The sequence below is a fragment of the Hornefia butyriciproducens genome (assembly GCF_009695915.1).
GTDB lineage: Bacteria > Bacillota > Clostridia > Peptostreptococcales > Anaerovoracaceae > Aminicella > Aminicella butyriciproducens.
On sequence record NZ_VUMZ01000001.1, the window covers coordinates 231150 to 246685 of the forward strand.

Sequence of the window (15536 nt, forward strand, 5' to 3'; positions counted from 1 at the left end):
TTTAACAAAATTTTCTGTTAATTAGATAATTTTCTGACAATGCTTTGCCAAACTTTCAACAACTGTTTTTTTCAATTCTCAGTTCATGTTATTTTGTTCACAAAATAAAACACAGTGCAGGAATTTTGTTCACCTGCTGACAAAATCTCCTCCCTCACGCATCGCAAAGGGACGCCTGCGTCCCGGACCGGATGCGGCGTCCCTGATCATTCCGAAGTATTTTGTTATTGTAAATCCATCTGTTACTGCAAATTCAGACGGTATTTCATTATTCCCCAGGTGATGACGTAATATATCGCACCGAATGCGAGAGCGAAGAAGCATGGTCCCAGCAGCTGAGGCGTCAGGACATGCATTCCGACTTCAGGCATATTGTCAGATATAGACATCGTCACATTGGTAAAGGAATCCAGTCCGAAGATATTCAGAATAACCGCCTCAACAATCGTAAATCCTATAAAGACTGCAATTCCGCAGACATTCTGCGCTCTGGACACCAGATGCCCGACGCTGATCGAGGCATAAATCCGCAGTGCGAGACTGCCGGTAATAACCACCGCCATAATGATGATGCTCACGACATCGAGAGGCGTAATATCAACCTTCACCTTTCTGATCATCTCAAAGGCCGTCCCCACATTTTCCACGCCCATCACAGGTACCGTCATGAATACCAGCGCAAAGACTCCCGCGATCTCGGAGAAGAAAAACCAGATCAGAGCTGAAATGGTCTTGTTCCAGATATGCGTCGCGATAGAGGCCGGTACGGTAAGCGTCAGATAACCCTCACTGCCGTAAATGTTTTTGTTAAACCTCTGGACGATCGTTACAAGTGTCATGATAGCCACAATCGTGAAAACCAGCACCAGCAGCAGCGTTGTAAACGCTATAATCGTCTTATACATATCCATGTTCTGGTCTGAGGCCATGACAGCTCCGAATACCACAGATAAAATCAGCAGTGCCGCATACAGCGGGAGCATGATGCGCCCCACAGCCCGAATCTCATATTTCAGCAATTTCCCTAACATTTGAATACCTCCCTGAACAAAGCATCAACACTCATCCCTTTTTCTGCTCTGATATCGTCCGCCTTCCCGTGCAGAACAATATTCCCTTCTTTTATAAATATCACGTCATCCAGAATCGATTCCACATCGGAAATCAGATGCGTCGAGATCATCACCACAGCTCTCGGGTTGTAGTTGGAGATGATTGTCCGTAGGATGTAATCTCTGGCAGCCGGATCCACCCCTCCGATCGGCTCGTCCAGAAGATATACCTGCGCCTCTCTGCTCATGCACAGCACCAGCTGCACCTTTTCTCTGGTTCCCTTTGACATGCTGCGAATCGTCATGTCCGGCTGTATTCCCAGTGACCGGAACATTTCAATCGCTTTGCTCTCATTGAAATCCCGGAAAAAATCCGCATAATACTTCATCAGTGCTCCCACCTTCATATATCCCGGCAGAAACTCCCGATCCGGCAGATAGGCGACGATGGATTTTGTCGCCGGTCCCGGTGTGTTGCCGTTAATCCGAATCTCTCCCCCGTTCGGCGTCAGCAGACCGTTTGCCAGCTTGATAAATGTCGTTTTTCCGGATCCATTCGGGCCCAGCAAACCTACGATCTGTCCCGGCTCGATATCCAGGTCGATTCCCTTCAGCGCGGGCACCGCGCCATAATACTTTGTCAGTCCGTTACATTGAATGATTCCCATTTTCTTCTCCCCCTGTCTCCCGGCTCCATCTGGTCACAGCTTCCCGGATTTCCTGATCCGTCATGCCGATCTTGCGGAGCCGTTCAAAAAAATCTGCGATATACGTTTCTGCCAGCTTCTCATGTAATTCCTTCAAAACCTTTTCCTCCTTTGTTACAAAGCGCCCGGCGGTTCTCTCAGAGAACACCAGTCCCCGCCGCTCCAACTCTCCCAGCGCCCGCTGCATCGTGTTCGGGTTGACCCCCGCGTCTGTTGCGAGATCCCGCACTGACGGAAGGCGGTCGCCGGGTCTGAAGGCGTTGCTGGCGATCTTCATGCTCATCTGGTCAACAATCTGTAAATAAATCGGCTGACCTCCTTCAAATTTCCATTCCATTTATATCCTCCTGATTTCCTCCATCCCGTGACACCTGATCGCGATCTGTATCACTGTATTATGTACTTAGTACACTAACACATTAATACACATATGTCAACCCCTTTTCGAAAAAAAACACGGTAATCACATGAAAAAGCATATTAATGGAAAAACGCCACATGGGGGCGATTATTCAGAATTTACATATTTGAATAATAACGGTGTAGAGGTGAACGAAAGGGAGGCAACGATGTTTCCATTATAGAATATAAAAACGACGGACGTCTGTTTTCGATTTCCGCGGATTCCTTGATCCTGAGAAACACAACTAATGAGACTCGATCAAGTAGAGGATTGGGGGGTGCGGAACAAACGCTGTATAATAACAAAACGGCTCTGGCTATTTCCAGCCAAAGCCATATCTATGGTGGAGAATACGGGGCTCGAACCCGTGACCTCTTGACTGCCAGTCAAACGCGCTCCCAGCTGCGCTAATTCCCCAAGCACTATCCATTTTAAAGCAGCGAGCAGAAACTGTCAACATTTTTTTCGGAGGCAGTGTCAACATTTTTCATAACATCACCGGGTTTTTCTAAATCATGCATCTATGCAATGTTCTGATTTATGGCAATTTCTTTCAACTCGAATTTATCTAACATATCGATACATACCCTCGAGGTTATCATAAACCTTTGGTATCTGGACACCTGATCCTCCGACGCCTCGTCAGACTCAAACCCAATGCCATTATTGCATTCTCTAACCTCTTTGGGATTTCCTTTTAAAAAACATTCTGGAGGAATGCCTTCAGAAAACGCTTTGCATTTACATGTATCTCATCTTTCATCATTTATAAAATTTTTACATTCGGCACAATCAGAAAAACTGCCATTTGACATACTCCTTTATCAAATCTTTGATTTCCAGTAACATATCTCTGTTATTTCTTATTGGCACAAGTCCTTCTGCTATCGTCTCGTGCATCAGTGCTGCCTTTTTCGCCTCGTCTGATGCGCCGCTGTTCAGCAGAATCCTCTCTTCCAGATACCGGACCTGACCGTACAGATCGTCAGCTCCGTCGTGCAGGTTATCTACTTCGCTTACCCGGTAAGTCTGATGCAGCACTCTTATTTTCTCCGGTATGTTCATTGTTCCTCCAATTTGTCATATTGTCATCATACAAGCCTTCCGGAAGAAGCGTCTGATCAACCGTGATTTCGACCAACTCCCCGAAGCGTATTCTGATTCCGATATCAAGCCCTGTTTGCGTTGAATAATTCCCTGCCATCTTTTCTGCGTGTTCGTAAATGGTCAACGCACTTCTCTGAATCATGCGGATCAATTCTTTATCTGTCGTCATTTATCTTCCCTCCGTTTCGTTGCACAATAAAACCTCACAATCTTTTGTTAGGTTCTTGTGAGGTTATTTAGCTGGTTCGTATGTCTTCTTGAAGATATCAGGCTTGCACGGATACTTCTCTCCGTTCACACCGGTAATAATGTAATCACCTGGACTGGCATGCATCGTGCCCTCCAGCGTCTCGATGTCCATCTGCGTATCCGTCTGGTATGTATCAACAACGATCAATTTCTGTCGGCACATCATTGTCGCTCCACGAAAAAAGCACGGTGCCTGTGCTGCCGTGCCTATTAAAGCCCAAATTCCTTTAATATTTTGTCAACGCCCTCACGATAGTTTTTATCAAGTTCCTTTGTGTCCGGAAAATTTTCAACCTCTTCCGGAGATGGCATTTTACTATCATCGATATAATCATCCCATATATCTTCAGGTTTTATCTTTTCTAGTTTTTGATCCGCCATATAATCACCTCTTCGTAAATTTCAAATAACCTTTATTCCTTTCATCATCGGGTTCGAACCCGATGCCATTATTGCATTCTCTAACTTCTTTGGGGTTTCCTTTTAAAAACCATTCTGGGGGAATGCCTTCAGGGAACGCCTTGCATTTGCACGTATCTCGTCTTTCATCATTTATAAAATTTTTACATTCAGCGCAATCAGAAAAAACTACCATTTGACGTACTCCTTTATCAATTCTTTGATTTCCTGCAACACATCTCTGTTATTTTTTATTGCCACAAGCCCTTCTGCTATCGTCTCTGCTCCGTCGTACGACAATGTGTTGTACCTCGATATTCCCGGTATATATCTGTTGCGAATCTCACGTTCTTTTTGGAGAAACTCCTGCCAAGTCTTGCATGATTCAAAGGTCTTAAAGTGAGCAACCTCATGAAGAATCAGGTCGTCCATATTTCTACTTGCCAAAATTCCGGTTTTGTAATTTTTATTATAAATCCTTTCATTGAATAGCTCAAGCGTTTCATCCCAGTCAAATAGCGTGTTTATGTTTAATTTCGCCCTATACATTCCATTCTGTTGATACGGGATGAACGTGAACGGGGCTTTTATATTCTCTGCAAATGGGGCATACTCAATCTCAGGTATGCGGTACCCGTAAATTTTCTCTATTCCCTCAATCGCATCACGAATACCCTTCTTAATGCTCTCACTTATCGTATTCGCTGAGCGCAGTTCCTCTGGAAGTTCTACGTTTTTATTATTGCTTCGTGCTGTATTTTCTTCTTTCAGCCAATCAATGCTGTTCCGATCCACGTAAGCCGCTGTGCTGCAGTGACAGTTCGGATGCATGGGCGGAGCGTTCTCGCTGATCAGCATGTCCTTTACTTTGAACTTCTTTCCGTTCAGCGCCCGGCACACTTCACAGGCCCGGCTCCCCAGTGACAGAAACATATACCATTCAAAACCGTTTTCTTCAAACGATCTCATCTGCGCATCCGTCTGTACTCTGGCGAGTTCCGTTCTCATGAGCCGTTCTGCATCGGATCGGGAGACGTTGAACGCCTTCCGGATGTCTCTGGCCAGAACCTGCGGATGCTTTCCCGCGATCAGCCCCTGCTGGAGCTGCTTGTCCAGTTCGCTTTTAAAAAGCACCTGTTAATATAGATGCAACACAGATGACGGCGGAAGAGTGCTATGCGAAACTCGATAGAGGCTATCAGGACGCAATGGCAGGCGAGACTCGTAATGCCAAGGAAGCTTTTGCTGCGTTCAGAGCGGCGAAGAAGTACTGACACATTTCAATATCCACATCACTGATGTTCCCAATGAGATGATGACAGAACGACAGATACCTGATAATGAGGGATACAGGAATCTGACGCAGCACTTGATTTTCCACCGCCTGAAAAGCCCTGGTATTTCAACAATATCAGGGCTTTTTATATGTTCCGCTCTCTATATCTTTCTTTTCTTTGTGTGCGAAAAAGCTTTTGTTGAAGAGATCGGCAGATTAAGCCGGAGTTCAGCAAACGCCGCGAAGTTTTCCGCTACGCTGCAAGTCTGTCGTCCTTCCTTGCGAACACGCTCTTTGAGAGGAAGATCCCCAGGAAAATCAGTGCGGCCACAATGCCGACCGGATAGGAAATCGCAGTGGAAAGGCCGAGACACTCCTTTGCGAAACAGAAGTATGTGACTGAAACAGCGGACATAAACGTCGCAGGAATCGCCGCCATCCAGTAAAACCGGTGATTTTTATAGAGATACATGGCGATCGTCCAGAGGGCGATCATCGCCAATGTCTGATTGGACCAGCTGAAGTACCGCCACACCACATCATAATTGAGCTGACTGATCAGTGCACCTGCCGTCAGCAGCGGCAGAGTAACGGCCAGCCTGACTTTGTACGAATCCTGATCGAGCTTGAACCAGTCTGCGATTACCAGTCTGGCCGCCCGGAAAGACGTGTCCCCGGAGGTAATTGGGCAGGCGATCACGCCGATCATGGCGAGGACGATTCCCGCACCGCCCATCGTTTTCGTACAGACATCATAGACAGTGCCGGCCTGTCCCTGATCGTTCATAATCTGAAACAGTCCGGTCATCAGACCGCCTGTGCGCGCATAGACAGCACAGCCGGCGGCAGCCCATATCAGAGCGATAATGCCCTCGCATACCATGGCTCCATAGAACACAAAATGCGCTTCCTTCTCTGTTTCACAGCAACGCGCCATCAGCGGCGACTGCGTAGCGTGGAACCCCGAAATCGCACCACAAGCAACCGTCACAAACATCACCGGCCAGATCGGCGTGCCGGCGGGATGCATACTCTTCAGCGTAATCTCCGGAATTGTATACCCGTGAGTGAAAATCCCTATAGAAACTCCGAGGGCCATGATAATCAGACAAATCCCGAAAACCGGGTACAAATTTCCGATGATTTTGTCGATGGGAACAAATGTAGCAATGAAATAGTAAATCAGTACGACAGCAAGCCAGAAATAGGTGTTCGTCCAGATACCGGCGCCGTCAATCTGCCTGCCTATCAGAAGCGCAATCAATGCGGCAGGCCCGACTGCGAACACTGTTCCGACCATGACCAGAAGAATCACACTGAACACGCGCATGACCTGCTTCATGATGTTTCCCAGATACATTCCGGTCAGTTCTGAAATGGACAGACCGTCATGGCGCATACTCATGAATCCGACGCCCAGATCGTGAACCGCACCGCCAAAAATCGTTCCCAGAGTGATCCACAGGAACACCGCCGGCCCCCATTCAGCGCCGGCCAGCGCCCCGAAAATCGGACCCAGTCCCGCAATATTCAACAGCTGAATCAGAAAAAGCTTCCATTTCGGCATCACGACATAATCAAGCCCGTCATTGATGCGCACAGCAGGCGTTTCGCGCTCATCCGGTCCGTAGATCTTCTCCGCGACCTTGCCATAGGTGAAATAGCCGATAATAAGAACCATCAGACAGATAATAAAACTGACCATACTTCCCTCCTCCCCGGATGCACGCCGTGACGCCGGGACATAACGAAAACCGGGTCATCGACTGCGCCCTGCATTTAAAAAAGTCCAGATAGTGAAAACTTTATCAATTTCACTTAAATTATTGCACTTTTTATATTGCGCGTCAACCCGGTTTCCGATGGATTCCCGTCCGGTACCATCCATTTCAGGAAAATCAGTCCTTTCAGGTTCAGTTTTTTCAATTCCGGTTTCCGTACCGCCCGTCTCAGGCTCAGCCTGTTCAATTTCAGGCTCTGTCTGCTCCGGTTCGGACAGACGCTGGTCATTCGATCCGGCGTGCCGTCTGTTCCGCTCATTCCGACGTATTATTGAACATCTCTTCAATCTTATTCAACGCATCTATGGTCCCGCCGGTCATGACGTTGTAAAAATCCCCGTCATCCTTGAATTTGTCGATTACCCATCCGTCGCTTTTCTTTGTGAGATGAAGCGTAAAAGTTCCGGTGTAATTCTTTTTCATTGCTTTAAGACGTTTTTCCAGAAGTCCCTGAGACATCTCCCCTATTTTTTTGTCCGAAGCTCCCGCCAGAACCTGCTTCAGCACCTTGTCCCGGTAATCCTGATAAAATCCCTCGAGTGCGTCTCCAAATGCGTAAGTCGTAACCTCTACCTTTACGGAAGCCTTATCGCCGTCGATTTTTTCATCACTGAGTTTGTAGTCAAAGTCGCTAAGCTTATTCCCTACGATTTTCTCCAGTGTCGACGAATATCCACCGGACGAACTGTCATCCTCGCTCTCGTCTTCAAACGCCAGATCCAGATCGATACTTTCACCTGCGTAAACCGTTTTAATCGTCTTCGTATCGTTCTTCTGCAGCGCCGTCATAAACGAATCCGCTACTTCCTTCGGTTCAGGGCCGCCGCAGGCGCACAGAACGGACGCCAACGCCACGGACATCAATATTGCAATCATTCTCTTCATGTTCTTCATCGGTTTCCTCCTCTTTTCCCGGCCGGCACAGTTCACATTTTTTGTCTGCCTTCTCCAAGCTCATCCGCCGAAAAACTCGCGGTGGACTTTGTCCGTTGGCAGAGTCTCAAGCTCATACGCTGCAGGCTTTACTGCCGGCATCCCGAGGGACAAAATCGCCTCCAGCCTGAAATTCTCCGGGAAATTCAGGATTGTACGAAGGAAATCCTCCGTCGTGCCGCCTTCCGCAGCCTCTCTGCTCCTCCCCTGAATCCAGCAGCTTCCCAGCCCCAGACTCGCCGCCGTCGTGTGCATGTTGCTCATGGCAATCGTGCAGTCCTCAATCCACACATCACTTTTCTGTTCATCGCCGATCACGACCACAGCGCAGTCCGCACCTTCCAGCATTCCTGCGGCGCCGACGCGGCACCGGCTCATGCGCTTCAGTCGCTCCCGGTCTCTCACCACAATGAATTCCCATGGTTTCCTGCCCTTGCTCGATGCGGAAAGCAGGCCGGCCGCCAGAACCTTCTCAAGTGCCTCTTCCGGTACAGGTTCCCCCGTATATTTACGAATACTGCGTCGCTTCCTCAGTATTTCCAGCATATCCATACGCTTTCTCCCTTCCCTGTTCCGCCCGCACATCCCTCACAACCGGACATCGGCCGTCTGCATCAGAACAGATTTTGTAATGAATATTATATATTACGGGCCGCAGGCTGACAAGAGCATCTTCCCGGCTACAAAATCACCCGCGATCTCCCGTGAAAACTCCAAAATGCGCAGAAGTCCGGACCCGTGAGGCGCGCAGGTTCGTCAACGGGTCGGCGGAAATAAAAAAGAACCCCTCGCAACTGTTGAAATTGCAAGGGGTTTCAAATGGTGGTCTGCGCGGGGCTCGAACCCACGACAACCTGGTTGTGACCCAGGTGCTCTCCCAGCTGAGCTAGCAGACCGAAATTCGTCCTGAATCATTATACGACGGTTCAGAGTTTTTTTCAACCTCCGATTTGCATTTTGTTTACAAAGTTTTTGCGCTGTCAGTTTTGGCGCGATCCAACAACGGCAGAATAATCACTGCTCCGATTACACAGGTAACCGCACAGATCCACAGCAGGGCGCCCGCTCCAAGGGTATCCAGTATCACGCCGCCGCTGAAGCTCGCGGCGACCGCACTGACGGTAATCATAATCACGTACAAAGACTGGCCGCGCACTGCCTCCCGCTCATCCATTATCTCATTGATATACCGGACTACCGCAGGCAGGAACAGCGGAAATCCGAAAGGATGCACCACAAGCGTTAGCATCATCGCAGTCGGCGTATGTGCCAGAAGCATGAGAATACCGCGAAGCACAAAGCCTATCGTAGCGACCTTCAGCAGAAAAGATGACCGGAAATGTTTTGTGAGCCACGTAAAACCCAGAAGCGGAATCAGCTCCAGAATCGTCATAATAGAATAATAATGTCCCATGTTCCCGCTGTTTCCGCCTACATTCTGAAATATCTGCAGCATAAAGAAATTGATAATCTGATGATCATAGAAAATCAGCAGAATTCCGATGTTGATGACCAGAAAGAGTTTATGCCTGCGGATAAACTCTCCCATAGAAATACTGCCCTTTTCCTTTGTATCCGAAGAGCCTGCACAGGACGCCGGATCCGCCTTCCGAAAACGGCCGCCCAGAAGCAGCAACCCGCCCAGAAGCAACAGGAGACAGCTTTCTCCGGCAACCGGAAGCGCACGGACGCCTGCGCTGACCACCAGAACGCCAAGTAACGCAGACATCACTGAATAGCCCAGTGATCCCATAGCTCTGCAGATCCCATAATCCACATCGATTCCGCGGCGTGCCAGCTTGGCCTCCATAGAATTCAGCAGCGGCTGCAGACTGGCCTGAAACGCAAACATGAGAACATATGCCGCTGACAGAAGAAAATTCCTTCCGCTAAGGATCAGCGTAACCGCCTCAAACAGCATTACAACAACAGTGACGAGAACGGAGACCGGAAAAACACCAAACCTCCCCGACCGGTCCGCCACACTGGCGAGAACCGGTTGAATTGCTACAGATACAAGGTTTCCGACCGCAATCATCGTCCCGATTTCCGTATTCGTATATCCGTTGGCAAGCAGGAACACCGAGCTGAAGCTGGCGATCACACAATACACGCTCCAGTACGTCCAGAATATTTCAGCATATTCGATATTCGGTTTCAGATTTTTCCTCATTATTTTCCTTTCAACATCGTTAAATCCGCTCAGTCAACACATTACATGCACTTTTCCACAGACCTCGCCAAAATTGTATACAATCAAATCCACATGGTGGTGTGGATAATCCGCAGCACCACAGCAGTCTCATTCCTCATCCGTTCCATCCGCTGATTTTTCTGTCGTGTCCTTACTGAAAGTCACATAGAACAGATAAACATACTGATAATCCCTTACCTTTTCCGGATGCTGCGCGATATCCTCGGGTGAATAACCCTCCACCTGCTCGGAATCCGTCAGAATCAGGCTCATCAGGTAAATTTTCTTTCCGTCCGATACCTTTGCCGACTCTGTAAACTCACTACTGCTTTCGACCCAGTCCTTCTCCGACGCCTTTTTTGAAATCGCGGCATCCCGCGAACTTCCGGCCATGCCTTCTCCGTTGGACTCTGCCAGATGCACCATCCGGTCCCTCACTACGACAGCGACCTTTCCGCTCCGGGAATCCTTGGAGTCCAGTGGCGCAGAAAACGAGCTATCATTCGTTTCAGACAATTTTCCCTTCTTATACACATCGGCGCCCATTTGAATCGATTTATACTCATCTTCCACCTTGAACTGACCGATAACAGTATAATCATCGTCACCCTTCAGAAGCTGTGTCAGTTCCTTTTCACTTTTCGTCATGGAATAGGGTCTCACATAATTTCCTGCTCCTATCCTGTCCCCTACACTTTCGCAGCCCGTCAGCAGAACCGTCACCATGACCGCGGTCAGCGCCGCCACTAATCTCTTTCCTCTCATACTGCTCCTCTCCTCACTCCGGCATATCATTCTGATTCAAGGATAACATTTATTCTGCCGCAAAACAAGGGGCGCCCCCGTCGGGGGACGGCGTTTTTCACAGATATTTTTGCTGTCTTTCTGCTTTATTCGGCCGTTCGGCATCTCTGCGGGCCGTGATGCGTTTTTCACGGGGCACAAAAGAATCCTTGCGCAGTTTCCGGGAAGCTGTGTTATAATGGTTCTGACTGATTGTTATGCCGGCGGATTCGGCAGCCCGGCAATCCGCCGTCTCTGCGGCGTTGCCGCAGGGTAAGAACCATTGCGATCGGCGCTTCACGGGAAGGCGCGCCGATCTAAATGCTGTTCTGACTGATTAATATGCCGGCGGATTCGGCAGCCCGGTAATCCGCCGTCTCTGCGGCGTTGCCGCAGGGTAAGAACCATTGCGCTCGACGCTTCATGGGAAGGCGCGCCGATCTAAATGCTGTTCTGACTGATTAATATGCCGGCGGATTCGGCAGCCCGGCAATCCGCCATCTCTGCGGCGTTGCCGCAGGGTAAGAACCAAACTGAGAGAGGAAAATGCTATGCCATCCAAGATTCTGCTGATTGAAGACGACGCCGACATCCGCGAAGGCGTCCGCATCCTTCTGGAGAGCGAAGATTATCAGATAGAGGAAGCCGGAAGCGGCGAAGACGGACTGAAGCTTCTGTCCGAGGAAACCGATCTGGTCATCCTTGATATTATGCTGCCGGGAATCTCCGGTCTGAAAACCTGCGAGGAGATTCGCAAAAAATCCTTTGTCCCCGTGCTCTTCCTCACCGCGAAGGGTCAGGAATCGGATAAACTCATCGGCCTCATGGCAGGCGGCGACGACTATCTCGTCAAACCGTTCTCCTATTCTGAGCTGTTGGGAAGAGTCAAGGCGCTGTTGCGGCGTTATCATTTGTACAAAGGAAAAGACTCCGCTGATTCTGAGGATTCCGCACGGTACATCGAGCGCTCCGGAGTGCGGGTATCGGAAAACTTCAACCAGACCTTTGTCGGCGAAGACAAAGTGGATCTGTCCGACAAAGAATACCAGATTCTTCTCCTGCTGATGAAGCACCCGAACAAAGTATTTTCCGCGCAGAATATCTATGAAAGCATCTGGAACGAGCCTTATTATTACTCGTCCAACAGCACCGTCATGGTGCATATCCGAAAGCTCAGAGTCAAAATCGAGGCGGATCCGCAGAATCCGCAGCATATAAAAACCGTCTGGGGAAAGGGATACCGTTTTGAATAGACTGAACAACGGATTACAGAGGGAAGCCTTTTTCGGTATTCTGATCGCTCTTCTCGTATCGGGATTTCTGTATTTCTGTATGCACGAAATCAGCAATGCGTTCCTGGATCAGCACCTGAACGACACCAGACTCTGGGATCAGAAAACGGCGGAAAAGGCGGCCAGCCTGCAGCATTTTGTCACAGATCGCGCCCTTCAGCTGAAAGACGTCAGTTCTATTAAGGAGTGGGACAACACGCAGCGCAGTACCTTCGCCTATATCTACAACGGTCATAAACAGATTTACAATTCAGAGGGGAACGTCAGCTCCGGCGGCGTCACCTACCGGAATCTGCGACATTATCCGCTGAATTTCGCAGACGGAAAGGCGGATCTCTACCTTTTCTATGCGGTCACTTATCAGTATTATGTTCTGGCCATGATTCTGGAGCTGATCCTCTGCTCCATCGTGTTTATCGCCCTGTTCCTTTATTTTGTGCGGCGCAAAATAAACCACATCACCCGGCTGGAGCAGGACATCCGCATTCTGGAAAGCGGCGGGATGGAACACGAAATCACGGTTCCCGGAAACGACGAGCTGGCGCTGCTCGCCCGCGGTCTGGATCAGATGCGCATTACGCTCCGGGACAACATGATCCGTGAGGAAAATCTGGTTCACGCCAACAACGAACTGGTCACGCGGATGGCGCATGACCTGCGGACGCCGCTGACCACACTGCTCCTCTATCTGGGCTTTCTTGTGGAGAAAAAATACAGCAGCGATCAGCAGCACGATCATTATCTCCATGTCGCGCTGGACAAAACCGAGCGGATCAAGGCGTTGTCCGATCAGCTTTTTGAGCGCTTCCTGGTGACCGGAGAGGAGCATGTCAATCTGGAAAATCCGGAACCCTTCCGCGTTGTTTTCGAAGATTTATTATCAGACATCTCCGAAAATCTCACCTCCCGCGGATTACATCTTGAAGCGGAGCTGGACTGGCCGGAAACTGTCGTCCGGGTATCCTTCGAATACATCAGCAGAATCGCGGACAACATCCTCTCCAACATACTGAAATACGCCGACGCCGACAGACCCGTCACGCTCAGGGTCGCAGAGGAGGACGGCTTTTCACTCATCACTTTTGAAAACATGATCAGCAGGCACGATGAGCGTCATGAAAGCACCCGTATCGGCGTCCTCAACATCCGTGCGATGATGGAGAAAATGGGCGGCAGCTGCGAGATTCACAACGACGGAGTCCTTTATTCCATTACGCTTTGTTTCCCAAATGCGACAAAATAATAACGGAAAATTACCGTTCAGAAAACTTTGATTATTAATTGATATTGGAATATGAAAACCCATGAGAATATACTTAGTATTGTAATTGTTTATGGGTTTTTTATTTTACTTGTCTTTATTGAGGAGGACTTATTATGGGTAGAAAGATACCTCTATGGCAAGCATTATTATGTTTCTTCTTCACGTTGATCGTATTAATGTATTGTCTGGGCATCCTCGGAAAATTATTTGGGGATGCACTCGCCTGCGACTATGGCGAGGTACACATCGCACTTCTTACTTCTGCGACATTTGCCGCGATTGTGGCCGCTCTGAACGGCTACAAATGGTCATTCCTGGAGGCCGGCATGCTGGCTTCCATCAACCGCTCCATGCAGGCCATTCTGATCCTCGCTGAGGTCGGTCTGCTGATCGGATGCTGGGTCGCTGCGGGCGTCGTTCCCGCGATGATCTACTACGGACTGCTGATTCTGAAACCGAGCATCTTCCTGTTCGCAGCCTGCCTGCTCTGCTGTATCGTATCTCTGGCGACCGGTTCTTCCTGGACCACTGCCGGAACCATCGGTATCGCACTGATCGGTGTTGCGACGGGTCTCGGAATCCCGTCCAGCATGGCAGCCGGCGCTGTCGTCTCCGGCGCTTATTTCGGAGACAAGATGTCGCCGCTGTCTGACACCACCAACCTGGCTCCTGCCATGGCGGGCGCCACGCTGTTTGATCACATCCGCCACATGGTCTACACGGTTACGCCGTCTCTGATCATCTCTCTGGTCATCTACCTGATCCTGGGTATGAGAGCCAGCGGAAACGATCTGGACATCGTCGGACCGATGAGACAGGCCTGCCTGATCAACTTCCATCTGAACCTGTGGATGCTGATTCCGCCGATTCTGGTTATCATCATCGTTGCTCTGAAGATCCCCGCGATCCCGGGCATCATGGGCGGTATCGTCGCCGGTATGCTGATCGGCTCCATCTTCAACGGAATCAATCTGGCCGAATGGCCGGGACTCCTGCACTACGGTTATTCCGTACCGGGATTCACCGACGCTTACACACAGGCACAGGACAAGCTGGCGGATCAGATCGCATCCTACGATGCGGACAGCTTCCTGGCAATGGACGCCGGAGACTTCGCAACACTTGCTAAAGAACAGGGTCTGAGCACTGCCATCATCGGTGAGTACAACATCGACAAGCTGATCGACGGCAAGGGCGGTATGGATTCCATGATGTGGACCATCAACCTGATTCTCTGCGCAATGTGCTTCGGAGGAATTATGGACGCTTCCGGAATGCTGGGCGAAATCGCACAGTCCCTGCTGCACTTCGCAAAGGGAACCGGCGGACTGATTACCGTTACCGTTATCAGCTGCGTCATCATGAACGTCATCGCAGGAGACCAGTACCTGTCCCTCGTACTGCCGGGCAGAATGTACAAGGAAACCTACGAAGACAGACATCTGGCGCCGAGAAACCTCTCCCGTGTACTGGAAGACTCCGGTACAATCACTTCCTGCCTCGTTCCGTGGAACACCTGCGGCGCTACGATGCAGAAGTTCCTGGGCGTCAAGACCTGGGGCGGCCCGGGCGGAGGCTATGGACGCTATGCGTTCCTGAACCTGATCAATCCGCTCGTATCCATCTTCTACGGATTCACCGGCATCACCATGATGAAGATGACCGACGAAGAATACGAAAAGGTTATGCAGGCCAGAGAGAAGGAAAAGCAGGAAGCTCTTGCCAACCTGGAAGCATAATTTATCAATCCCAAGTAAAATAAAAGAAAATCCAAAGAAGGCGGACTGTCATAACGGCAGTCCCCTTCTTTTTGCCATATCGATATTTCAAATACATTCGGCAGACTGCCGTAAGGTGTTTCAGATGTTTCATCCGAAACCCTTCAGCAGCATGATTCAGAAACGGCCAAATCCTTGAGCACAAGCATCAATCAGTGTCTGCCGGCGCACCCCTTCCATTGGATGGTGCGCCGCGGCGCTGCTGACAAACTCCGGCAGCGCCCATTAAGTCCGACATGACCTTAATGAGCAGACACTAATTAAGAATTATTAATAATTGGATAAGAACATATTAAGAACATTATGACATAATTAAAT

At 49.5% G+C, this 15536-nt stretch carries 18 protein-coding genes and 2 tRNA genes; 3 read left to right on the forward strand and 17 right to left on the reverse strand.

Annotated features, from left to right (window positions below; translation table 11 throughout):
* Window positions 1-242: 242 nt before the first annotated feature.
* The 17 genes from FYJ64_RS01030 to FYJ64_RS01110 form a co-directional block, all read right to left on the reverse strand.
* Window positions 243-1031 (reverse strand): hypothetical protein, encoded by a 789-nt coding sequence (locus FYJ64_RS01030; protein ID WP_154573390.1) that lies wholly within the window; start codon window positions 1029-1031, stop codon window positions 243-245.
* Complete coding sequence (locus tag FYJ64_RS01035; protein WP_154573391.1) at window positions 1025-1720, reverse strand: ABC transporter ATP-binding protein; 696 nt, start codon at window positions 1718-1720, stop codon at window positions 1025-1027. Before FYJ64_RS01035 ends, FYJ64_RS01030 begins: the two co-directional genes overlap by 7 nt.
* Window positions 1701-2096, reverse strand: coding sequence for a GntR family transcriptional regulator (locus tag FYJ64_RS01040; protein ID WP_154573392.1), 396 nt, complete (start codon window positions 2094-2096; stop codon window positions 1701-1703). Before FYJ64_RS01040 ends, FYJ64_RS01035 begins: the two co-directional genes overlap by 20 nt.
* A gap of 407 nt (window positions 2097-2503) precedes the next feature.
* Window positions 2504-2579, reverse strand: a tRNA-Ala gene (locus FYJ64_RS01045).
* Between the two features lie 375 nt (window positions 2580-2954).
* Window positions 2955-3203 carry a hypothetical protein gene (locus tag FYJ64_RS01050; RefSeq protein ID WP_154573393.1) on the reverse strand — a complete coding sequence of 83 codons (249 nt, stop codon included), beginning with the start codon at window positions 3201-3203 and terminating at the stop codon, window positions 2955-2957.
* Window positions 3166-3438 (reverse strand): hypothetical protein, encoded by a 273-nt coding sequence (locus FYJ64_RS01055; RefSeq protein ID WP_154573394.1) that lies wholly within the window; start codon window positions 3436-3438, stop codon window positions 3166-3168. The genes FYJ64_RS01050 and FYJ64_RS01055 overlap by 38 nt, the downstream gene beginning before the upstream one ends.
* A gap of 63 nt (window positions 3439-3501) precedes the next feature.
* On the reverse strand, window positions 3502-3666 hold the full coding sequence (locus FYJ64_RS01060; protein ID WP_235897067.1) for a hypothetical protein: 165 nt from the start codon (window positions 3664-3666) through the stop codon (window positions 3502-3504).
* 62 nt (window positions 3667-3728) lie between these two features.
* Window positions 3729-3899: a hypothetical protein gene (locus tag FYJ64_RS01065; RefSeq protein WP_154573396.1), complete on the reverse strand. Its 171-nt coding sequence runs from the start codon at window positions 3897-3899 to the stop codon at window positions 3729-3731.
* 4 nt (window positions 3900-3903) lie between these two features.
* Window positions 3904-4113, reverse strand: a complete 210-nt coding sequence (locus FYJ64_RS01070; RefSeq protein ID WP_154573397.1) for a glutamyl-tRNA amidotransferase — start codon at window positions 4111-4113, stop codon at window positions 3904-3906.
* Window positions 4107-5051: a minor capsid protein gene (locus tag FYJ64_RS01075; RefSeq protein ID WP_154573398.1), complete on the reverse strand. Its 945-nt coding sequence runs from the start codon at window positions 5049-5051 to the stop codon at window positions 4107-4109. The genes FYJ64_RS01070 and FYJ64_RS01075 overlap by 7 nt, the downstream gene beginning before the upstream one ends.
* Window positions 5052-5446: 395 nt before the next feature.
* Window positions 5447-6898, reverse strand: coding sequence for a carbon starvation CstA family protein (locus tag FYJ64_RS01080; RefSeq protein ID WP_154573399.1), 1452 nt, complete (start codon window positions 6896-6898; stop codon window positions 5447-5449).
* A gap of 113 nt (window positions 6899-7011) precedes the next feature.
* Window positions 7012-7233, reverse strand: coding sequence for a hypothetical protein (locus tag FYJ64_RS01085; protein WP_154573400.1), 222 nt, complete (start codon window positions 7231-7233; stop codon window positions 7012-7014).
* Window positions 7230-7868 (reverse strand): nuclear transport factor 2 family protein, encoded by a 639-nt coding sequence (locus tag FYJ64_RS01090; RefSeq protein WP_154573401.1) that lies wholly within the window; start codon window positions 7866-7868, stop codon window positions 7230-7232. The genes FYJ64_RS01085 and FYJ64_RS01090 overlap by 4 nt, the downstream gene beginning before the upstream one ends.
* 60 nt (window positions 7869-7928) lie before the next feature.
* Complete coding sequence (locus FYJ64_RS01095; RefSeq protein WP_154573402.1) at window positions 7929-8459, reverse strand: nitroreductase family protein; 531 nt, start codon at window positions 8457-8459, stop codon at window positions 7929-7931.
* A 268-nt stretch (window positions 8460-8727) separates the two neighbouring features.
* A tRNA-Val gene (locus FYJ64_RS01100) sits at window positions 8728-8803 on the reverse strand.
* A gap of 65 nt (window positions 8804-8868) precedes the next feature.
* The gene (locus tag FYJ64_RS01105; RefSeq protein ID WP_154573403.1) at window positions 8869-10080 is read right to left on the reverse strand and encodes an MFS transporter; all 1212 of its coding nucleotides are present in this window, start codon (window positions 10078-10080) and stop codon (window positions 8869-8871) included.
* 129 nt (window positions 10081-10209) lie between these two features.
* On the reverse strand, window positions 10210-10866 hold the full coding sequence (locus tag FYJ64_RS01110; protein WP_154573404.1) for a hypothetical protein: 657 nt from the start codon (window positions 10864-10866) through the stop codon (window positions 10210-10212).
* Between the two features lie 569 nt (window positions 10867-11435).
* Between FYJ64_RS01110 and FYJ64_RS01115 the strand changes: the two genes are divergently transcribed.
* The 3 genes from FYJ64_RS01115 (at window position 11436) to FYJ64_RS11475 (ending at window position 15179) form a co-directional block, all read left to right on the forward strand.
* On the forward strand, window positions 11436-12137 hold the full coding sequence (locus tag FYJ64_RS01115) for a response regulator transcription factor (RefSeq protein ID WP_154573405.1): 702 nt from the start codon (window positions 11436-11438) through the stop codon (window positions 12135-12137).
* On the forward strand, window positions 12130-13419 hold the full coding sequence (locus FYJ64_RS01120; RefSeq protein WP_154573406.1) for a histidine kinase dimerization/phospho-acceptor domain-containing protein: 1290 nt from the start codon (window positions 12130-12132) through the stop codon (window positions 13417-13419). Before FYJ64_RS01115 ends, FYJ64_RS01120 begins: the two co-directional genes overlap by 8 nt.
* A 134-nt stretch (window positions 13420-13553) precedes the next feature.
* Window positions 13554-15179, forward strand: coding sequence for a Na+/H+ antiporter NhaC family protein (locus FYJ64_RS11475; RefSeq protein WP_154573407.1), 1626 nt, complete (start codon window positions 13554-13556; stop codon window positions 15177-15179).
* Window positions 15180-15536 lie beyond the last annotated feature (357 nt).